This window comes from Planctomycetaceae bacterium, assembly GCA_039680605.1.
Taxonomy (GTDB): domain Bacteria; phylum Planctomycetota; class Phycisphaerae; order SM23-33; family SM23-33; genus JAJFUU01.
Genome location: JBDKTA010000022.1, coordinates 267,169 through 287,584, shown reverse-complemented (window position 1 = coordinate 287,584; position 20,416 = coordinate 267,169). Strand labels below are relative to the sequence as shown.

At 65.2% G+C, this 20,416-nt stretch carries 15 protein-coding genes; 7 read left to right on the top strand and 8 right to left on the bottom strand.

From position 1 onward, the window contains the following. Positions 1 to 84 precede the first annotated feature (84 nt). The 3 genes from ABFD92_07300 to ccsA all read left to right on the top strand — a co-directional run bounded on the left by ABFD92_07300 (position 85) and on the right by ccsA (position 5,826). Positions 85 to 2,451 (top strand): hypothetical protein, encoded by a 2,367-nt coding sequence (locus ABFD92_07300; GenBank protein MEN6504328.1) that lies wholly within the window; start codon positions 85 to 87, stop codon positions 2,449 to 2,451. A 10-nt stretch (positions 2,452 to 2,461) separates the two neighbouring features. Continuing rightward, on the top strand, positions 2,462 to 3,913 hold the full coding sequence (locus tag ABFD92_07295) for a hypothetical protein (protein ID MEN6504327.1): 1,452 nt from the start codon (positions 2,462 to 2,464) through the stop codon (positions 3,911 to 3,913). 98 nt (positions 3,914 to 4,011) lie between these two features. Next, positions 4,012 to 5,826, top strand: a complete 1,815-nt coding sequence (ccsA, locus tag ABFD92_07290; GenBank protein MEN6504326.1) for a cytochrome c biogenesis protein CcsA — start codon at positions 4,012 to 4,014, stop codon at positions 5,824 to 5,826. Positions 5,827 to 6,029: 203 nt separating this feature from the next. On the opposite strand, the gene ABFD92_07285 is transcribed toward ccsA, so the two are convergent. Continuing rightward, a complete protein-coding gene (locus ABFD92_07285) occupies positions 6,030 to 7,511 on the bottom strand; it encodes a sulfatase-like hydrolase/transferase (GenBank protein ID MEN6504325.1) in 1,482 nt (493 codons plus the stop codon). A 72-nt stretch (positions 7,512 to 7,583) separates the two neighbouring features. Next, the gene (locus ABFD92_07280; protein MEN6504324.1) at positions 7,584 to 8,105 is read right to left on the bottom strand and encodes a hypothetical protein; all 522 of its coding nucleotides are present in this window, start codon (positions 8,103 to 8,105) and stop codon (positions 7,584 to 7,586) included. 173 nt (positions 8,106 to 8,278) lie between these two features. Between ABFD92_07280 and ABFD92_07275 the strand changes: the two genes are divergently transcribed. Together ABFD92_07275 and ABFD92_07270 are read left to right on the top strand one after the other, a co-directional pair. Further along, positions 8,279 to 9,493, top strand: coding sequence for a class I SAM-dependent methyltransferase (locus ABFD92_07275; GenBank protein MEN6504323.1), 1,215 nt, complete (start codon positions 8,279 to 8,281; stop codon positions 9,491 to 9,493). A gap of 253 nt (positions 9,494 to 9,746) precedes the next feature. Next, positions 9,747 to 10,220, top strand: a complete 474-nt coding sequence (locus ABFD92_07270; GenBank protein MEN6504322.1) for a YbhB/YbcL family Raf kinase inhibitor-like protein — start codon at positions 9,747 to 9,749, stop codon at positions 10,218 to 10,220. Positions 10,221 to 10,230: 10 nt separating this feature from the next. On the opposite strand, the gene ABFD92_07265 is transcribed toward ABFD92_07270, so the two are convergent. From ABFD92_07265 to ABFD92_07255, 3 genes are read right to left on the bottom strand one after another with little or no spacing between them, the layout of a single operon-like run. Continuing rightward, complete coding sequence (locus ABFD92_07265) at positions 10,231 to 11,196, bottom strand: serine protease (protein MEN6504321.1); 966 nt, start codon at positions 11,194 to 11,196, stop codon at positions 10,231 to 10,233. Then, the gene (locus tag ABFD92_07260) at positions 11,193 to 11,801 is read right to left on the bottom strand and encodes a PEP-CTERM sorting domain-containing protein (GenBank protein MEN6504320.1); all 609 of its coding nucleotides are present in this window, start codon (positions 11,799 to 11,801) and stop codon (positions 11,193 to 11,195) included. The genes ABFD92_07265 and ABFD92_07260 overlap by 4 nt, the downstream gene beginning before the upstream one ends. Before the next feature lie 29 nt (positions 11,802 to 11,830). Further along, entirely contained in the window at positions 11,831 to 12,541 is a 711-nt protein-coding gene (locus ABFD92_07255; GenBank protein MEN6504319.1) for a PEP-CTERM sorting domain-containing protein, read from the bottom strand. Positions 12,542 to 12,898: 357 nt separating this feature from the next. On the opposite strand from ABFD92_07255, the gene ABFD92_07250 reads away from it, so the two are divergent. Together ABFD92_07250 and ABFD92_07245 are read left to right on the top strand one after the other, a co-directional pair. Beyond that, a complete protein-coding gene (locus ABFD92_07250) occupies positions 12,899 to 14,965 on the top strand; it encodes a sigma-70 family RNA polymerase sigma factor (GenBank protein ID MEN6504318.1) in 2,067 nt (688 codons plus the stop codon). Between the two features lie 247 nt (positions 14,966 to 15,212). Beyond that, entirely contained in the window at positions 15,213 to 17,177 is a 1,965-nt protein-coding gene (locus ABFD92_07245; protein ID MEN6504317.1) for a fused protease/ribonucleoside-triphosphate reductase, read from the top strand. Between the two features lie 319 nt (positions 17,178 to 17,496). Here the strand turns inward: ABFD92_07245 and ABFD92_07240 are convergent, their stop codons facing one another. From ABFD92_07240 to ABFD92_07230, 3 genes are all read right to left on the bottom strand, one after another. Next, positions 17,497 to 18,594: a hypothetical protein gene (locus ABFD92_07240; GenBank protein ID MEN6504316.1), complete on the bottom strand. Its 1,098-nt coding sequence runs from the start codon at positions 18,592 to 18,594 to the stop codon at positions 17,497 to 17,499. Positions 18,595 to 18,736: 142 nt separating this feature from the next. Then, entirely contained in the window at positions 18,737 to 19,426 is a 690-nt protein-coding gene (locus ABFD92_07235; GenBank protein MEN6504315.1) for an HAD family hydrolase, read from the bottom strand. Next, positions 19,423 to 20,253 carry a metallophosphoesterase gene (locus tag ABFD92_07230; protein ID MEN6504314.1) on the bottom strand — a complete coding sequence of 277 codons (831 nt, stop codon included), beginning with the start codon at positions 20,251 to 20,253 and terminating at the stop codon, positions 19,423 to 19,425. Before ABFD92_07230 ends, ABFD92_07235 begins: the two co-directional genes overlap by 4 nt. Positions 20,254 to 20,416 lie beyond the last annotated feature (163 nt).

The following is a 20,416-nucleotide window of genomic DNA, read 5'->3' as shown; positions in this document are numbered from 1 at the left end:
CAAGGCCCCCTGGAGTGCGGCGGCAGCGACGCCGCCCTGGATGTTGTTCGACGGCAACGAAGCCCCACTAAACGGAACACCAAGATGGCAACACAGCAATCCTTTGCGACTCTCTCGGCCGCCATGGATTCCCCCTGCAGCGCGTTCTTCGGCGTGGGGCCGGCGGGGGCTCGCGATCCGCATACCTTATATAGCGCGTCGCGCGAGATCGAGAACCTCACCTTCGACGTGTCGAACAATCAGATTCTCTGCTCGTTTACGGCTGGCGGGCTGGCGCGGCACGCGTGCGTAGTGCAGTCGCTGGCGGCGGGGGAGCTGGGCGGGGCCTTTCGCGGGGCGTATGTCACCAAGGAGATCACGGCGGGGGGGCCGTGGCCGCTGGAAATCGAGATTGACGGCGCGCCGGCGGCAGCGCTTCATGAACTGCCTGGTGTGCAGGCGGACCTCGTTGCGAATCTGCTGCCGATGTTCACGTACCGCGTTGGCGGCCTGCGGATTCGCGTGTTGGCTTTTGCGCCGGTGGACGTCGAGCGGCCGGAGCTTTCGCCGCGGGCGATCGTGCTGGCGGTGGAGATCCGCAACGAGGGCAGTGAGACCTTGACGGGCCGGCTCAGTAGCACGGGCGTCTCGCCCGTGAGTTCCACGGGCATCTTGCCCGTGGAAAGACAACAGCAAGAGCATGGGCGAGACGCCCATGCCACACGGCAAGAGCATGGGCGGGACGCCCATGCCACACAACGGGAGCATGGGCGGGACGCCCATGCTACTCACGGGCAAGATGCCCGTGCTACGGAAGATGCCTGTGCTACGACGGCGCAAGCGGCGTTTTCACTGGCTGGCGGGGCGGTGCAGTGCTTGGCCTTTGTCTGCGCGATCGGGGCCGATGCGGATGAGACGCGGGCGATTCAATCGCGCGTGGCGGGGCGGGCGGCGGTGGATTGGCTTAACGACACGCTGGCGTATCACGCGCGGCGGCTGGGGACGCTTGCGATCCCGAGCGAGCCGTACTGGGCTGAGAGCCTGGTGCGGGCATCGGAGCTTTGCCGCCAGTCGGAGCTGCACCTGCCCGACGGGCGATTCGGGGGGAGCTTCTGGGGCAGCCGCTTCTGCGGGCCGGCCTCGTGGGAGAACAAGTTCATCTGGATCAAGGACATCTACCACGCGATGCTGCCGATGGGCATGCTGCACCCGCAGCTCTGCGCCGGGGCGGCAGCGTGGTTCAACCAGTGGGGCCCGCCGCCTCAGGCGTTCGGGCGCGGCCTGGCGCGATGGGCTGACGCCTCGCCGGCGACACACTCACCCTGCAACGCCCTGGCGGCGTACCTGCTGGCTGGCGAGTATTACCGCAACACCGGCGACACGAGCTTCTTCGCCGGCCAGGCCGACCTGCTGGCCGGGGCGATGAAAATGTTCGAGCAGATTCACGCCAGCCGCCGCGGAGAGGAGATGCTCTTTCCCGCACTATACATCTCCGACGGCGACGCCCGCGGCGACTGGCACACCGGCAGCAACGTCGTGATCTGGAAAGCCTTCGCCGAAATGTCGCGCCTGGCGGACGAAGTGTACAACGTGCCCGATCTGGCGGCCGCATGGGCCGCAAACGCTGAGCAGCTTAAAGCGGCCATCCTTGAACGCTGCGCAGGCGAAAGCCCACACGGGCGGCGGTTCTTTGAAGGCGCCAACGCCGAGGGCACATTCGTGGCCGGCCACGACGGCGAAGAGACCGACACCACGCTGGCGCCCTTCTACGGTTTCTGCGAGACAGACGAACCGGCGCTGCTGACCCACGCGAGCTTGGCGCTGACGGCCGAAAACCCGCTCTACTGGCCGGAGATGGACGGCGTGTGGTGGACTGACGATAAGCATTACGGCGCGACCTTCCCGGCGTGGATGACGGCGCTGGCCTCGGCGGCAGACGAGGCGGAACTGGCCCGCCAGCTTCTGCGCATCCGCCGTCTGACGGACCTGGACGGCTCGATCTGGTGGTGGCCATACCTGGCCGGCGCGACCGACCCCAACGCGCCCCAGCGCGCCGCGGCGGCGATGAAATGCGCCTGGGCGGGCGGCGTCTTGGCCTGCCTGTTCATCCACAACATCCTGGGCCTGCGGGCCGACCGCCCCGCCCGCCGCGTGAACTTCCGCCCGTTCTGCCCGTGGCCGGAGTTTTCATGGCAGAACTGCCGACTGGGCGAAAGCTGCTTCGACGTGACCTACCGCAACGACGGCGGGGAGTTGTCGGCGACGCTGACCAATCGTAACGCCGAGCCGTATGAGGTGCAGATCGAACTGGTGCTGCCGGCCGGAAGCCCCTGCGCGCCTGACGGAAAAATGGGGACAGTCCCAAACAGCGGGACAGTCCCCATTTTTCCTGGCCGGCGGTTTGGACGCGCGACGTTGGTCCGCCGCGCGGCGGTCGATCCGGGAAAGACACTCGAGCTGCGCCGGGTATAATGAACCGCACGTGAACCTGCCGAGAAATCCTGTCATCCGCCTGCTGGCGAGCACCGCCTTGGGCTGCGCGCTGCTGGCGGCGGTCATTATTTATCTTTCAGCCGTTTCCATCGCAGCGGCGCGCGATCCTCGCCTGAACGACCTCTACGGTCACTGGGCCCTGCTGACGCTTTCGGCGGCGCTGGCGGTCAACATCATCCTGGCGACGGCGCTGCGAGTTCCATTTCGCCCGGCGCGCCTGGGCGCGTGGTGCAGTCACGCCGGCGTGATCGTGCTGATGGGCGCGGCCGCTTGGTACGCCGCCTTCCACGTCAGCGGCGAGTGCCTGACCATGGCCGACCAGGGGCGCTGGTCGGCGATCGATCACTTCTTCGTCAACGACACCTACGCGATCTTCGTCTCGACCGACCCGCGCCAGGCGCCGGTGCAGACGCCGCTGGGGGTTCCCGGCCGCCTCAACGCATCGCTGGCCGGTCTGCCGGAAGGCTTCAGCGGCAGCGCCGATTTGTTTCTGCCGCGGGCGGAGCTTGCCCCGCGATGGCAGAACGACTCCCCCGCGGCGTCGCCGGCGGTGATCCTGCAAATTGACGATTTGGGCCACAGCCAGCGAGTCACGCTTTGCCCCGACGAGCCGGAATATCAGCAGTTCGGCGGCCGCGGGTACGCGATGATCTATTACCCCGACTCCGATCCTCGGCAGGTGGAGCAGTTGGCCAAACCCGCCGCGGGCGACCGCGGCCCGGGCATGCCCTACGACGTGGCGATGGTGCTGTCTGGCCCGCAGGTCTCGCCGGTGCTGGTGGTGGTGCGCCCCGACGGGTCGCGATGGAAAGGCGACCTGGATCGCGGACGCGAGCTTGCCGTGCCCCTGGCGGGCCGGACGGTCGGCGTGACGCTGCTGGAGAGGCTCGATCACGCGAGCCTGACGTGGGATGCCCAGGCCGTCGCGGGCGCGTCCGCCGCGGCGGTTCCGGCGGTGCGCGTGACGATCCGCGGCAGCGGATTCGAGCGGACGAGTTTTCTTCCGTTTGCGAGCTTTGAAAACGCCAGCGCGCCTCTGCGGATGGACCTGGGCGGCGGCAAGACGATCTGGCTGAACTTCTCGCGCCGGCGCGTCGACCTGCCCGCGACGGTGCAGGTGACCGCCACGCAGTACCTCACGCACCCGGGCACCAGCGTGCCGCAGGATTACATTTGCGAGGTGACGATTGCGGCCGGCGGACTGCGCCGCCAGGAAACGCTGCGCCTCAACGAGCCGGTGCAGGTCGGGGCGTATCAGCTCAGCCAGGGCAGTTGGCAGAGCGGCCCCGACGGCCGCGTGGCGACGATCCGCCTCCTCGTGGCCAGCCGCCCAGCCCTGTGGCTGATCTGGACCGCCTGCGCGATGATCTGCGCCGGGCTGCTGTACGGGTTCTACGCCAAACCGCTGCTGATGCGCCGAGCCGGAAAGGAGGGCGCATGAGCAACCCATCGAGCAAGCCCGTATGGGGTAAGGACTCTTCGCCCCGAAGGGGCGGTAAGGATATAGCCGGGGGCGTGAGCCCCCGGAACAAGCCATTAATGAACCAGAGCCCCGAAGGGGCGACAGGCTTCTCGGCGGCCGCAACAACCTTCCGCCCCTTCGGGGCGGGATCCTCTAATGGCGATTACCGGGGGCTGACGCCCCCGGCTAGATCCTGTCGTCCCTTCGGGACGAAGACTCGCGGGGTATGGCCGCTGGTTGCAGTGCTTGCGATTCACACCCTCACGGCGCCGTCCGTCTTTGGCCAGCCCATCTTCGATGCGCCCACTCGTGAGTTCCTCAGGCAGATCGACGCCAGCGAGTTGCAGCTTCTGGGCGTGCAGTATCAGGGGCGCATCGCGCCGCTGGATACGGTGGCGCGCGAGCAGTTGGCGCAGATCAGCGGCTCGGCCGATATCAACGCTCTGCCGCCGGCGGCCGCGTACCTGGAGATTTACCTCAACGCCGGGGCGTACCTGGACGCGCCGCTGCTGTACGTGGGCGAGACGGGCATGCGAGATTTCGTCGCGAGGCACCTTCAAGGCGCGGACCTCGATGCGTTCCGCGCGACCCATCGCCTGGCGCCGCGCGCGATGCTCAACCAGGACGTGGGCGCTCTGCTGGTTCAGTCCGGCCGGGCGACGCCGGAACAGGTCTCCGCGCTGCCCCCACGCGATGCGCCGTCGCCGCTGGTGCGGGCGTTGAGCGAACTGGTGCTGGACCAGCCCGCCACGCGCGTGCAGATCAGCCGCCTCACCGCCCGGGCCGAGGCGTTCATCGCCGCCGGCGTACTGCGCGTCATCCCGGCTTCCACACGCGAATGGCCCGACGCGGATACGCTCTTGGGCGCCGGGCCCGGCATGATGGGCAACCAGCCCCTCCTGTCGCTGCGCGACGCCTGGCGCGGCCGCAACGCCGGCGGGGTCAACACGATCATTCACGAATTGGCGGTTGACCTGCCCGCCAAGAGCGAGAGTCATCCGCCCAAGGCGCTGCGTCAGCTCGAAGTGGCGTACAACCGCACGTACAAAGCCACGCTTGTCTGGGCGGGCTTTGCCTTGGCGACAGTGCTGTTCATCATCGCCGCGCCCTCGCGACGGCGATGGGCCCGCCGCGCGGCCATGACCGTGCTGGCGCTTTCGACATCGCTCCTGGCGGCCGGTTTCATGCTGCGTTGGATGATCTCCGGCCGCGCGTGGTACCTGCCGCCGATGATGACGCAGTGGGAGGCGCTGGTGGCCTCGGCGCTGCTGGGGGCGGTTTTCGCCCTGGCGGTGGAATGGATCTGGAAGCGCAACTACATCGGCATGGCGGCTTCGCTCTATGCGGCCGCGGCGCTGCTGGCGGCCAGCCGCATGGGCGGCGAGCTTCACGCGCTGCAGGGGCTGCTGTCGTCGAAGCTGATGGCGGCGCACGTGTCGCTGATCATCATCGGTCACGCGCTGGCGGGGATGACGCTGGTGATCTCGGTGGCGTACCTGGTGGCGCTGGTGGTGGCGCGCCGGGGCAAGGGTGAACCGCTCAGCGCGGGAGCGGACCTTTCGCAGCTGTCGGGGGCGTCAACGCCTGCGGCGATCGACGGCTGCAATGTGCTGACGGCGCAACTGGCGTGCTGGACGATCATCGCGGGGATCGTGCTGGGGGCGATGTGGGGGGACGTGGCGTGGGGTCGCTGGTGGGGCTGGGACGCCAAGGAGACCTGGGCCTTGCTGACGGCGCTGGTGTACGTTCTGGCGCTGCACGTGCGGTACATCACGCCGGCGCGCATTCGCGGGGGCGTTACGGCGTGGATCTGCATCGTCGGCTGCGCGGTGATGCTCTTCAACTGGTTTATCGTGGGGCGGTATTTGTCGGGCCTGCACGGGTACTCGTGACAGAATTCCTCGGGCATGGAGGAAAAGTCGCGGCGGAGGCACCAAGTATTTATCAAAGCCGTTGTGTGGCTTTGATGAATACTTGCCTTGGGCAGGGGTACGCGGCCCCAAAATGAAGAAGTAATTCACACAACGAGTTACTTCTTCATTTAGTGCCTCCGCCGCGACTTTTCCTCCCCCCGGTAACTGAGCTAACTGCGCTCTCAGGCGGGAGCGGTTTTGCCGTAATCGGCCCAGCGGGCGCGGCCGAAGTGCATTTTTATGGCGGGCGACTCGTACAGTTCGGGCCCCTGCACGGCGTCGGTGGCGTAGCTGCTTTCGGTGCGGTAGTTGAGGGTGAACAGCAGCAGTTGCTCCATCAGGTCCGCCCGGGCGGCAGCGTGGCGCGGATCTTCGAAGAGGTTGTACATCTCGCCCGGGTCGGCCTGCACGTCGTACAGCTCGTGGGCGCCGCAGTCGGCGTTGACGATCAGGCGGTACTGGCGCGTGCGAATGGCCGAGACCTTGCCCGTGACGCAGAACTCGCAGAAGGCGGCGTCTTTGCCCGATCGTTGCCCGGCGGCGATGGGCAGCACGTCCACGCCCTCGCGGCCGGGCGGCACGTCCACTCCGCACAGGCCGCATACCGTCGGGTACCAGTCGATGGTCTCGATCAGCTCGTCGCAGACCGTCCCGGCCGGTCCGCCCGGCCAGCGCAGCAGGAACGGCACGCGGTGGAGCGACTCGTAGAGGCTCAGTCCCTTGAACAGCAGCCCGTGCTCCCCGGCGTAGTCGCCGTGGTCGGCGGTGTAGAGGATGATCGTGTTGTCGAGTTCCCCCGAGGCTTCCAGGGCGGCGATGACGCGACCGATCTCGTTGTCGATCTGCGAGATCAGGGCGTAGTAGCCGCACAGGCCCCGCTTGAGGCGCTGCTCGCTGGCGGCCAGCGGATAGCCGCTGCCTGCCAGCACCGCCTCGCGTATCGCCTTGGGCTTGGAGGCAAAACCGTTGACGAACAGGTCAGCCGCGCTATCGGGCAAGACGATGTCCTTCGGATCGTACATGTGGAAGTATTCTTCGGCCGCGTAGTCGCACCCGTGGGGGCGCTGGAAGCTGACTTGCGCAAAGAACGGGCGTGATCGGTCGCGGGCGGCCAGGAAGTTGATCGCCTCTTGACCGGTGAAGTATTCGCACGACTGCTCGTAGGACAGAAATGACGGCCGCGATGCCGGCTCGCCATGCGTAGTCATTTCACGGTCCATCAGTTCGGCGGCGCCGGATTCACAAATCTGGCGGAAGTACTCGCAGGACATCGGGTCGCCGGGGGCGACGTCGCCGAGATTGTCGTAGCGGATGTGCTCGAAGCCTTGGCGGTCCCACAGGGGCACCATGTGGGCTTTGCCGAAGATGGCGGTCTGATAGCCGGCCCGGCGGAACACGCACGCCAGCGTGTCAGGGTTTGAGCGGCTGTACAAGTTGTTCATGTTGCCGAAGAGCCCGTGGGTGTGGCAGTACTGGCCGGTGATGAAGCTCAACCGCGACGGGGCGCAGATCGGGTTGACGGTGTACGCGCGGCGGAAGTTGACGCTCTGGGCCGCCAGGCGGTCGAGGTTGGGCGTGCGCACGTTGGGGTTGCCGCTGTAACCGGTCGACTGCGTGTTGTGCTGGTCGCTCATCAGCCACAGAACGTTGGGGCGAGTGTTCAATGGTCCCTCTTTGCACCAAGGGTGCATCTTCACTGGGTCGCATCCGGAGCGACGCGCCGGGCCGCGATCATGCTAATTGGTCCTGGTGGCCGGCGCAGACGCAGGCGCGGCCGTCATCGCCGGAATCGCCACCGGCGCGCACCCCACAAGCGTCAGTTCCTTCATCGGGCCTTGTCCGACCACGTTGAAGGTGATTTTTTGCCGGATCGCCGTGCCGGGCTGAATAATGATCTCTCCGGAGCGGGGGGTCGTGACTTTGTGCGAGACGCCGTCGGAGGACGTGAGCATTACCAAGTCGCGCGACAGGATCGACGCCAGGTCGATCTTCTCCCCGGCTGTACTGCGAATGACGGCATGGACCTCGACTGTCTCTGTGCCGGTCTGCGAAACCCGCTCCACATTCCAGGTCGTCTGCTTAAGCCAGTCCGCCGCCTGCTTGTCGAACTTGTCCTTGAACCGCTGCACAGTCTTCTCGGTGCCCTCGGCTACGGAGGACAAACCGGTGTCTACGGCCTTGCTTCCTTCTTTGCGAGCTTTATCACATCCTGCCGCAGCGACCGCCAAGCTCAGGATCAACACCCATGTTCTGTTCATGGCCCATCTCCTTCATTGCGTACAGTGCCGTTGCCCCGCCTTGACTATGAGACCCTGTCGAGACCTAATATGCAACTTCGCCATGACGCTGTCAACATATAGCGGGCGCCCGGTTTTTATTCCTCGCCATTCGCGTCATTCGGGGTCTCCCTGATACAATCGCGGCGCCTGCCATGAATGAAAGAGCGAACAAACCGGCGACGCTTCGCCTGCGGCTGACTGCCGTGGCTGAGGGCATCGTGCGCGGGGGGCATCCGTGGGTCTTTGCCGACAGCGTCGCGCAAGCCAACCGCCCCGGGCGCACGGGGGAGCTGGCGGTGATCTATGACCGCAAGGACAAGTTCCTCGCCGTGGGGCTGTACGACGCCGACTCGCCCATCCGCGTTCGCATCCTGCATTCGGGCAAGCCGCAGATGATCGACGCGGCGTGGTGGCGATCGCACTTGGCGGCGGCTGTCGCGCGGCGCGAGGGGCTGTTCGACGAGAACACCACCGGCTATCGACTGATCCACGGCGAGAGCGATGGCTGGCCGGGACTCGTGCTGGACCGCTACGATACGACGCTGGTGCTCAAGATATACACCGCCGCGTGGCTGCCCCGCCTCGACGAGACGCTGGCGCTGCTGCAGGGGCAGCTTCCCTGGCCGCGGGTGGTCCTGCGACTCAGCCGCAACATCCAGCCGCTGGCGGGGCAATGCGGTTACAGCGACGGCCTGGTGCTGGCCGGCGACCAGCCGCCCCAAGCGGTGCTGTTCCGCGAGAGCGGTCTGCAGTTCGAAGCCGACGTGCTGCGCGGGCAAAAGACCGGGTTCTTTCTCGACCAACGCGAGAACCGCCGCATCGTCGAGTCGCTAGCCGCCGGGCGGCGCGTCCTCAACGCCTTCAGTTTTTCGGGCGGCTTCTCCGTCTACGCCGCCCGCGGCGGCGCGGCGGCCGTGACCGACCTGGACATCAGCCCCCACGCCCTGGCCGCCGCGGAGCGCAACTTCGATCTTAATCGTGACATTGCCGGCGTGGCGCGCTGCCGGCGCCAGAGCGTCCAGGCCGACGCCTTCGAGTGGCTGGCCGGCTCGCGGGAGCCATTCGACCTGGTGGTGTTGGACCCGCCGTCGATGGCCCGCAGCGCCGCCCAGCGCGAAGGCGCCGTCGCCGCCTACCAGCGCCTCAGCGCGCTGGGCATCGCCCGACTCGACCGCGGCGGGATCCTCGCCGCCGCCTCATGCTCGGCCCATGTCAGCGCCCCCGACTTCTTCGCCGCCGTGCATCGAGCCGCCGCCGCCAGCGGCCGCAGGTTTTCTCAACTCCAAACGATGCAACACCCGCTCGATCACCCCGCAACATTCAAGGAAGCGGAATATCTCAAGATGATCTACCTGCGATTCGAGTGATATGGAGTGCGGCAGCAGCAGCTGCCGCTTTGGCTGTTGTGCGGCAAGTTATTGCGTGAGTCGTGGCACGCCCTGAACTTCGCCAGAGGTGCCATTCTTTCCTGTAAGAAACTGTCAGATTGTGACAGTATCGTTCAAATACCACTCTGGTTGAGGGGTCTTGGAAACGTGCATGTCGGAAGTGTGCCGTTTCACAAGGAGCGAGGCGCTATGGCGAGACTACAATTCATCCAATCCCGGAAAGGACAAGCCTATGAGCATTGCCTTCAAGAGCACCGCGTTTGAGAACGGGCAGGCGATTCCGGAGAAGTACAGCCAGGACGGGCAGAATGTTTCGCCGCCGCTGGAGTGGCAGGCGCTGCCGGAAGGCACCAAGGAACTGGCGCTGATCGTGGATGACCCCGACGCGCCCACGCCCCAACCGTGGGTACACTGGGTCATGTACAAGATCCCGGCGGGGGTGAAGTACCTGCCCGAGGGCGTGAAGCCCGCCGACAAGCCGCCCGAGCCGCACGGGGCAGTGCAGGGCGTGAACACTTCCGACAACGCCGGATACGACGGCCCGCGGCCGCCTAAGGGCCATGGCGTGCATCACTATCATTTCAAGCTCTACGCCCTGGACCGGGCCCTGGACCTGCCTCCGCGGCAGACCAAGGACCAGCTCCTGGCGGCGATGAAGGGCCACATCCTGGACCAGGGCGAGCTGGTTGGGACGTACGAGCGATAATCTCGGGGCCTCAACGGCGATGGCGTCTGAGCAGAATCGCGGCGGCCGCAGTTGCCAGCAGCGTCAATGTGGCCGGTTCGGGAACGGCAGTAATCGCGAGAATCTGGTCCCGGTAGAGCGCCAGGTCGGCCATATAGGTCACGTTACCGTAGACGGCGGTACTGCCCGGCTGTCCGGAAAACGTTCCCACAGAGAGCACGATGCCCGCCAATTCCCAATCGCTCCCGTTCTTCCAGAAGAGGGCGCCGCCCGAATCGCCGGCGATCCCCTGGAATTCGTTGGCGCTGCCGGACGCGTCAAACGTCGTTTTGAGCATGCGTGTCGTGCCGTAGCTGCCGCTGAGGGTCTCGCTGCCGCTGATGGCGTTTTCGCCCCAGCGTTTGGTGCGAGTGGAGGTCGTCTTGAATCCGCCGGCCTGTGCGTCGTACCCCGAGAAGGGCGTCTCGCTCCAGGTGTACGGATTCGTGTCGATGTCCACGTACCAGCTGGTTGCAGACGTCGCGCGATTGCGCCCGTAACCGATGGCGGTGACCATCGAACCCAAGACGGGTGATGAGTCGCCGATGGTCACACTGGTCAAGCCCGTCGGAATCGTGCTGAGTTGGAAGACGCACAGGTCCGCCAGGGTGCTGGAACTGGATGGATCGTGCAGCCGCTGGTAGGTGCCACTGGCGACGGTGTAAGTCGTCGAGCCGAACGTGACGCTGTTGGCCCCGACGTGGGAGGCGGTAATCACCCAGCCGTTGCCCAGGTACACGGCCGTCCCGCTGCCGCAAAGCCCCACGTTTGCCCACCCGGGATCATCGACGGGCGTCGTGGTATTGCCGCTGCCGTCGCCGCCGCGGACGACCATTGCCATCGCTTGCGGCTGGGCCACGAACAGGCATATGCTCGCCGCGGCGATGACAGCCGTGGCGGCGTGCCACGGCCTCGCGGGGGCATGAAATCTCCGGTCCGCATCGTCTGTGCGTCTCATGCTTTCCTCCTGCGGCGTATGAAGGCCGCGACGCTTGCCAGAGCCAGCGCGAATGCCGAGGGCTCGGGGACGGCGGTGGTCACGGTTTGATCCGCCGCCAGTGGTGATTCGTCGAGGCCAAACCCGTCCGAGATGCCGCCGGGTTGGGGAAATTCTTCAATCCCGAAGCTGTCGGCAGTGACTTGCGGAGCCTCTTCGATATCGAAGTAGCTGTGGTTGATCGCAGGGTTTTCTTCAATATAGTACGACGGTTGTGAATACGACGATCGTGCCGGAAGCTCCTCCCAAGGCCGGTATTCTTGGTCGCCGAATGCGCCTCCTCCCCACCCCCCCGTTCCGCTTCCACCGCCCCGGCCCCAGCCCCAGCCCGAGATGTCATTCAGCGCCCAGAAGACGCTCCGTCGAATGTCGGACGGGTCGTATTCCCAGAATCCCAGCAGCGTGACGGGGCGGGATTCGCCGCCGACCAGAACGTAACCGGGATGATCCGGGTCCCAGGTTCCGATCGCGTGGCCTACCGAACTGAACATGCCGGCAGCATGAGACGGCTCCGCCCAGAGCATCGGGACGAATAGCATTATTATCGCTCCAGCAGACCACTTCATGACGTTGCCTCCTCCAGGGATGTTTTAGGTCAGACACGCCGCCGACGGGCGAACAAAGCCGCGGCACCCAGACCAAGCAGCGTCAAGGTGGCCGGTTCGGGCGCCTCGGCGACCTCATCGACGCTCACCGTGTCGGACAGCGTGCCGCCCTCGTCGATGCCGTACGTGCCGTCATCCGGCGGCGGTGTCACGACCCCGTTCAGGTCCAGGATATAGGACAGGTCGAACGACTCGCCCGACGCGATGGGCGTGTCGAACAGGATCGAGATCGTCGTGGTGACGTCGCCGTAGGAATCGGTGACAGTGCTGATCGTGGCGTCGAAGGACGCTCCGTTGATGGTCAGACTATCAGCTACCAGCGTCGCCACGTGCAGGGTGATCGTGTAGCCGCTGAAACTGCTGCCGGTGCTGTTGACCACCGCCTTGTCGACGTTCATGTAGCTTTCGGAATTGGTCTTCTCGAACCAGGTGGAATCCGTCCAGTCGCTGGTATAGTCGGACGTGTAGGACTGCTGCCCCGCGAAGAACCAGCGCGAAGAATCCGTCGTGCTGACTGACAGGTAGGACGCCGTGGTCTGCGTGAAGACGATGGGGCTGCCGTCCAAGTCAAAGGAGGGATCCGGGTCGATCCCCTGGAAGTCCATATACGTGCTGTAAACGGTAATCGCCGCCGAGGCTCCCCCGGCGACCAACAGCCCACAGAGCAACATCGCAACCGCCGCCACTTTCAGATTGATCATCGTATACCTCCTGGCCGCTATCTAAGAATTTGTGGACGCCGAACACCAACATTCGACGCATCCCTGGGCGACCGCCGGACGAAGCGAGTCTACATCCAGGGAAAGTCTCGCGACCGTTGATGAGTCGCCGCACGGGCGTCGGGCACAACCGCCATTTGAAAAAATCGAGGCGGGAAATCCGGCGTTGAAATTTCCAAAGAATGATCTTATTTTCTGGTTGTGAAACGCCGCCCGGAAGCGACTTAACTTAATTACACCCAAGTGCCGCAAGCCTGCAAAGACAAAGCATTTATACCAAGAAAGGGGCTTGGCGGAATTCGACATTGAGGATAGAATTATGGCTTGAGGATTCGGCATATGGACGACTTACACCTGCTCCACCGCTATGCCGTTGAGGGAGATCGCCAAGCCATATCCTCCCTCGTCGGCAAGTACCAGAACGTGGTGCTGGCGACGTGCTATCGGCGCCTCGGTTCCACCGCCGATGCCGAAGATGCCATGCAGCAGGTCTTGCTGGCGATGGTGCACAATGCCGGGCGAATCGATACCAGCCTCAGCCGCTGGCTGCATCGGTGCTGCCTCAATGTGACCGCCTCGATGATCCGATCGCGCAGGAGTCGCACCTATCGCGAACGCGAGAAGGGGCGGCAGGAACCGTTCTCGTGCGGCGATGGGGAGGCCGAACGCAAGGAGTCCTTCGCCATCCTGGCGCAGTGCCTGCAGAGGCTTTCCCCACAGGATCGGCAATTGCTTCTGGACAATCTGGTCAACGACATGACGCAGCAGTCGATCGGGGCATCGCTGGGCATGACCCAGCAGGGCGTGGCCAAGCGAATCGGAAGGATCGTCGCCTCGCTTCGCCGGGAGCTGACCGCCAAGGGGGTGGTCGTGTCCCTGCTGGGCGCGATGATGTTGCAGCTCAAGCGTTTCGTGACCGCGGCGGTTTCCAACACCTCTGCATTGTCTGCCCCCGCAGCCATCCCCGCCGGAGTTGGCGGTGGCAGCGTGACCGTGTCCAAGACCGCCGTTGCGGCGGGCCTGGTCCTTGCAGCCTTGACGACCTATAGCGTCGTCGAGACGCCCCGGCTGCAACCGCCGCTTGAAGCTCCCGGGGTCTCTGCCGCACGGCAGGGGGGCGATGGTTTCATCGCCTTGGCCGCGAGGGACCCCCTGCAGGATGCCGCGGCGCATCGCCTGCCGCCGTTGATCCCGCGACAGCAGGTCCTCCAGCCTGTGGGCGCGACGCCACCGGTTGGCCGCGCCGGCCAGTCTTCGCCAACCGCACGTTTGTCTCCAGTTGCCGGTAATCGGGACGCCGCCCGTCCGAACAGGCCGTCGCTGTCGCAGCAGACCGCGGCATCGGCCGGGGCCTCTGCAACGCCTCCGGCATCGCGCCGAGCTTCGCGCGCCGGGTGGGATGACGAACCCAAGGGCCAAGACGCCCTCGCGATGGGCGGTACACCGGCGGATGAGTCAATGCAACTCAGGGACGCATCCGGCGATTCTTCGGAACAGCTCCCGTCGACGCCGTTTGCCCTGCGCCCGACGACCGAGGCCGGGCGCGCCTCATCAAGAATCAGGCTTTCGCGTGAATCGCTCCAGAATTGGACGGGACAACACACCGCGATCGCCGGCGGCAGGTATAAACAAACCATCAGCCAACAGCGACCGGTGATTGCTGCTGTGACCGACGGCGATTACCCCCGACGGGCTTATGAACTTGCCGCCGACAGCAAGAAGTTCCTGCTCCTGCCACGGAACCTGGCTTTGCGGACATCCACACAGGCGTCCGCTCCGCCCCAGCTGGCGGTCAGATCTGGCGGGCCCGGGATCACCGACATCCCGCCGGCGGCTGATGGCGTCACCCGGGTCGAAGAGGGGCGATTATTGACGGCAATGGGAACCTTGGACGGCAGGGTGGTCAACCAAGGCGTCATTCGGGCTCAAAGCGAGGAATCGCCGCTGTGCCTTACGGGGCTGGTCAGCGGGCGAGGCTCCTATTCCGGCGAGGTGCTTTTCTCGGGCGGATTCTCGCCGGGCAACAGCCCGGCGGCCGTTCATCTGGATAGCGCAACGTTGGACAGCGACAATGTGTTGACGATGGAATTGTCGGGTCTGACGCCGGGTCTTCAGTACGATCAACTCGTTATCGGCGACCACCTGGTTTTGGGCGGGGTTCTGGACGTGGAGTTGATCTATGGTTTCAGGCCCGATTTCGGCAATCGCTTCGATCTTTTCAGAGGCAATACCAGCGGGTCTTTTGAGACGATCCTGTTGCCGACGTTGGAGGCAGGGCTCCGTTGGGATCTCACATCGCTCTATGCCGGCGGCAGTGTGCAGGTTGTCCCCGAGCCCGGCGCCCTGGCCGTTTTCGCCGCCTGCGGCATTGCGCTGCTGCGGCGATTTCGCCGTGGTGCAACCTGATGCGCGTCAGCGGTCGTAGCGGTGCTTGATCCAGTCGGCGTGCCAACCGGGCGGGGCCTTGGTCGTGGCGAGGATCGGGTCGCCGGCCCAGAGGAAGTGATGGAGAGCTTTCCGTCGGACAACTGCTCATAGCGGATGTACAGGTCCATGAGGTCGCCGTCGGCGCCGCCGACCTGCCTGTCGGTGGCGGCCATGTCTTCGATGGGTTTCCGGTAGACCTTGGGCGGGCTAGAATATCGGTTGGCGGGTGATCTCTGTGATCCTGGACATCGACAAGCACGGCCTCTTCCGCTTGGATGAGGAGTTCTGCCGGGCGTACGCTGCCCGGGCGGTGCGGTGGGGGTTTGGACCGCTGTCATGGGCGACGTACAAGCGGACGTACAGCCGCGGGGGCGAGAGCTGGTGGCAGACGTGCCGCCGCGTCATCGAAGGCATGTTCAGCGTCCAGCGGGCCCACTGCCTGCGGGCGGGCCTGGCGTGGGACCCTGCCCGCGCGCTGCACGAGGCGCACGAGGCGTACGAGCGCCTGTGGGCGTTCAAGTGGACCCCGCCGGGGCGCGGGCTGTGGATCATGGGCACGCCGTTCGTCTACGAGCGCGGCGGCGCGGCGCTGAATAACTGCGGGTTCGTCTCGACTAAAGATCTCGCGACGGACTTCGCCGGGCCGTTTCTGTGGATGCTCCAGATGTCGATGCTCGGCGTCGGCGTGGGGTTTGATACGCGGGGACGCGGGCAGGTGACCCTCCATCCGCCGCGGACGAGCCAGGAGGTACACGTCATCGGCGACAGTCGCGAGGGCTGGGCCGGCGCTATCGAACGGCTGCTCAACGCGTACGTGGGCAAGGCGGCGCTGCCGGCGGGCTGGGATTTCTCGCAGATCCGCCCGCACGGGTCAGCCTTGCGCAGCTTCGGCGGATTCGCCAGCGGGCCCGGCCCCCTGTCGCGGATGCTCGAGGACATGAAGACGCTGCTGGACTCCTACGTCGGGCGGGCTATCGACTCGCGGCTGATCGTCGACGCGATGAATCTCATCGGACGCTGCGTGGTCGCCGGCGGAATCCGCCGCTCAGCGCAGATCGCCTTCGGCGAGGCCGACGACGAGCAGTTTCTGGACCTTAAGCAGGACCGCACCAAGGTCCTCGAGTATCGCTGGGCGTCGAACAACTCGATCTTCGCCCGGGCGGGCATGGACTACTCGGCGGCAGTGCGGCGAACCGCCGCCACCGGCGAACCGGGATACCTGTGGCTCGAAAATGCCCGCGCCTACGGGCGCATGGGCGACGAGCCCAACTGGCTCGATGAGCAGGCCGAAGGCTCAAACCCCTGCGTCGAGCAGACGCTGTGGGACCGCGAACTGTGCTGCCTGGTCGAGACGTTTCCGGCCCATCACGAAAACTTCGAGGACTACCAGCGCACGCTGGCGGTGGCGTACAAGTACGCCAAAGCCGTCACGCTGGTCGAGACCGAAGACGCTCTCACCAACGCCGTCATGCTGCGAAACCGCCGCCTGGGCTGCTCGATGACGGGGATCGTGCAGGCCCTCGACAAGTTCGGCCACGAGGAGTTCTTCCGCTGGTGCGACCGGGCGTATGCGTTTCTGCGGCGGCTGGACGAGGAGCATTCGGCTGCCCTTGCGGTGCCCCGGTCGATCAAGCTCACGTCGGTCAAGCCCTCGGGCACGGTTAGCCTTTTGGCCGGCGCCACGCCGGGAGTTCACTGGGAGCACGCGCCCTATTACATCCGCCGCGTTCGCGTGACGATGGGGCACCCGCTGGTGGAGATGTGCCGCCGCAGCGGCTATCACGTTGAAGACGACGCGTATTCGCAGAACACCGTGGTGGTGTCGTTTCCGGTACACGTCGAGCGACTAGGCCGCTGCAAGAGCGACGTGCCCCTGCAGGAAAAGATTGATCTGGCCGCGCAGATGCAGCGGTTCTGGTCGGACAACCAGGTCAGCGTCACCGCCGAGTTCGACCCTGATCGCGAGGGCGGCCTTTTGCCGGACCTGCTGCGGGCGTACGAAGACCGCCTCAAGGCTGTCGTGTTCCTGCCCTCGCGCGGGCACGGATACCAGCAGCCTCCATACGAACAGATCACCCGCCAGCAGTACCAGCGCATCGTCAGCGGCCTGCGCCCGCTGCAGGGCGACCTGGAACACGAGGAGGAGCTCGAGTCCCGCTTTTGCGACGGGGACGTGTGCGAGATGCCGTAAGATTTCTGCCTGTTCGATTTGGAACCCGCCCCTGGCCTGCCTATCATAATAATTGGAACAGGTGAAAGAGGGAGGGAAACTGACACCTCATTCACTTGAGGATCAGTTTCAAGCACCTGTTTCACAAGAGGCTAAGGCTCTCCTCGATTGGTCAAGGCCAAACTTGATCAGTCCTAATCCGCCTTGGCCTATTTTTTTTGCGCCCTGCCGCGCGAGGTTTCGGTGCCAACGCCCCCGGAGCGGCCGATCGTTTTTTGGTGAAGTGCGGCGGCTAAGGCTGCCGCACTCCAGATGCGTCGTGGACGCGCACACTGCTTGTTCATTGCGGCGGAGTAGGGCTGTCGCCGCGCCGTTTGTAGATGGACTGCAGAAATGGTTCGACGTCGCGGGCGGCCTCGTCGCCCATGTAATGGCAGAGGCGGTCGGCCAGGTAGCGGGTGTTGTCGGCGACGCGGTCGATGATGATGCCCTTGAACAGCGTGTCGGAGCAGACGTAGATGCCTTTGAGGTCGAGGTAGATGCGCCCGCCCTTGCGGTGGGCGGCGAAGACCACCTGCCGCGTGCGCAGGTGCTTGCTGATGCTCTTGGGGTTGTCGTAGTAGAAGATCGTGCTTCCGTCAGCCGAGGCTCCGGCAGCCATCGTGGTCTTGATGTCGTAATCGCCCAACGTGCTGATTCCGTGGATTGTGTAGCCGATCATCCGCCCGGCCATGCGCTGGGCGAAGCCCTCAATCAGCGGCGTCCATGCCGGCGTGAGAAACTCCGGCTTGGCGTCCAGCGTCGTCGAGCGGACGACGGCGGGATAGGCCTTGTTGTAGTTCTCCAGGTCGCACACTCGCAGCATGACGATGTCCAGTGCGTGGGGGCGGTACTTGGCCGGGTACAGGTCCACCGGGATCGACCAGCGGGCCATCATGGTCACAACCGGCCACTTCTTGCTGACGCGCACTTCCGGCGGGTTGCCCGGGGCCGGGTAAGGCCCGGCGACAGCGTCGCGCGGATATTGCAGGGTGCTTCCGGCGAAATCCAGCTCCAGTCCCCGGTGGTTGCTCTCCCAGACCAGGTTGAAGTCGTCCGGCTTGGCGGCCGGGCGCGGCGGGTATTTATACGGGGCAGGTTTGACGGCGGCGGGCTGCGAGGCCGCCGCAGCCGGTGCGCGTGCGGGTTGAATCGCTGTCGCGGAGGATGACGCCGCCGGTCGCGTGTCCGCAGACGCCTCCGGCGCAAGATCCGGACGCGCCTCTGTATCCGCCGCAGGGGGAGTTGACGGCTCGGCGGCTTTTGGGACTGCCCAGGTCATCGGTTCGTCGACAGGGTCCTCATGGGGCGCAAGCTGCCGCGCCACAATGAAGGCCGCGCCTTCCAGCACCAGCACGGTAAGGGCGCCCAGGGTAAACCATCTGCGTCGGCTGATCATCGTGCAACTCCTTGACCGGCCAATGAACCCCGCCGGCCCCAAGAAGATACTGCGCGGCCGCGGCCGCGACAACTTTGTGATGCTTGTAGCTCTTTCGGCACTCGTGCCGAAGGCGGGCAAGATTGTTCGTCGGGAGGTCCGGTTAAGAAATGTTCGCCGCCAGGTCAGGTAATCCGCGCGCCGTTTCCTGCGCCGCTCCGCCGGGGGGCGCGGGGTTGGCGGCGTGGAGTTGCCCGTCAAAGCGGAACTGGATCGTCCGCCAGCCCAGGGCGTTGGGGGCTACGAAGTCCTTGGCGGGATTATCACCGACATACAGACACGACGAGTGGGGCAGGGCGAGCTTGACTGCCAGGGTCTCGAAGGCGGCGGGGGAGGGTTTCCAGAACTGGCGACCCAGACTCTCGGTGAAGATCACCGCATCCATGAGGCCGGCGAGTTTCAGCACTTCGAGCTTGTATTGCTGGGCGGGGAGGAACCCGTCAGAGAGAATCGCCAGCCGCACGCCGCGGTTTCGCAGAGACCCCAGCAACTCGATCATCCCATCGATCGGGCGGATGATGGGGCGATGCTCGCGATAGATCTTCACCAGATGGGCGAGCTGCGCCGCGTCGAGTTTCAGATCGAAATGCTCGCTCATCGCGTCAAACGCTTTGGCGGTCTTGCCCGCGAGAAATCGCTGCCAGAGCCAGGCGGCAAAGTCCTCGCGGCGGCTGAGCGAATCCCGCAGATAGTCCGACACGGCGCGATAGCCGCTGGCGACGTAGTCCCGCTCGGCATAGAGCGTGTCGTCGAGGTCGAAGACAGCGGCTGAAATCTGGTGCTTTGCGGTCATGCCGATGCGCGGTAGGGCAGATGCAGGGTCTGGTTGTGGTCTTTGCGCCGCTGGTTGGAGGCCTTGAGGGTCAGTTTCAGCGAGTCTGGTCCAGCCTGGGCCAGCACCCATCCCAGCGGTCCGCCGGTGACCGGCAGGGTGTACGACACCGAGGGCAGCGAGATCAGGTGCAGCCCTCGGTACTGGGTGGTGAACCACACGTGGATGTGTCCGTTGACATAGGCCTTGACCTGCGGGCGGGCCAGCAGCAGGCCCAGCACCTGGTCGGACTCTTCCAGGGGGCCCGGTCGCCGCGACCAGTTGATCACCTTGAGGTGGTGGTGGGCGACGACGATGGCGGGTTTGTCCTTGTGGGCGTCGAGCGTGTGCGTCAGCCAGGCGATCTGCTGATGCCCCAGCGAGCAACCGCTCCAGCCGCGCGGGTCGCCATCGCCCATCGAGTCCAGCAGCAGCCAGTTGGCGTTGGGGGTCTCGACCAGACCGACCTGGCGCCCTTTGACGGGCGTCTGGCCGGCGTATCGGCCCAGGGCGTCGAAGAACGGGCTGTGGCGGTCGTGATTGCCCAGCAGCAGGTGCGGCGTCATGCGCGTCAAGTCCGAGCGGTCCAGCACCTCGCCGATCGACTCGTAGCTCTTCTGGCGACCGTTGAGCGCCAGATCGCCCGCCAGGATCATGTGCGCCGGGGCCGTCGAAGCGGCAGTCGCCTGCGCGATCGCCCGCGCCACCGTCCGCTTGTACAGCACCGTGTTGACGTGCGGGTCGGACATAAGGGCGACGCAGTTGGGGTCGGCCGGGCCGCCCTCCAACGCCAGCAGCGAGTGAGGCATGGCACTGGCCACTCCAGCGGCGAAGACCCCCTTGAGAAAGCTTCGTCGGGTAAATTTATGGTGGGTCATGGTCTTGAATACAGTCCCAGAATCCGGTTTGTTTGACGGAATAAAAGAATTGTAACAACTACCGTCGCCGGGTGTATGGCTATTTTCAATGTCG

Coding starts and splice junctions, on each gene's coding strand:
- ABFD92_07300 (MEN6504328.1), top strand. CDS start 85: ATGGCAACACAGCAATCCTTTGCGACTCTCTCGGCCGCCATGGATTCC.
- ccsA (MEN6504326.1), top strand. CDS start 4,012: ATGAACCAGAGCCCCGAAGGGGCGACAGGCTTCTCGGCGGCCGCAACA.
- ABFD92_07280 (MEN6504324.1), bottom strand. CDS start 8,105: ATGAACAGAACATGGGTGTTGATCCTGAGCTTGGCGGTCGCTGCGGCA.
- ABFD92_07275 (MEN6504323.1), top strand. CDS start 8,279: ATGAATGAAAGAGCGAACAAACCGGCGACGCTTCGCCTGCGGCTGACT.
- ABFD92_07270 (MEN6504322.1), top strand. CDS start 9,747: ATGAGCATTGCCTTCAAGAGCACCGCGTTTGAGAACGGGCAGGCGATT.
- ABFD92_07265 (MEN6504321.1), bottom strand. CDS start 11,196: ATGAGACGCACAGACGATGCGGACCGGAGATTTCATGCCCCCGCGAGG.
- ABFD92_07260 (MEN6504320.1), bottom strand. CDS start 11,801: ATGAAGTGGTCTGCTGGAGCGATAATAATGCTATTCGTCCCGATGCTC.
- ABFD92_07255 (MEN6504319.1), bottom strand. CDS start 12,541: ATGATCAATCTGAAAGTGGCGGCGGTTGCGATGTTGCTCTGTGGGCTG.
- ABFD92_07250 (MEN6504318.1), top strand. CDS start 12,899: ATGGACGACTTACACCTGCTCCACCGCTATGCCGTTGAGGGAGATCGC.
- ABFD92_07240 (MEN6504316.1), bottom strand. CDS start 18,594: ATGATCAGCCGACGCAGATGGTTTACCCTGGGCGCCCTTACCGTGCTG.
- ABFD92_07235 (MEN6504315.1), bottom strand. CDS start 19,426: ATGACCGCAAAGCACCAGATTTCAGCCGCTGTCTTCGACCTCGACGAC.
- ABFD92_07230 (MEN6504314.1), bottom strand. CDS start 20,253: ATGCCTCACTCGCTGCTGGCGTTGGAGGGCGGCCCGGCCGACCCCAAC.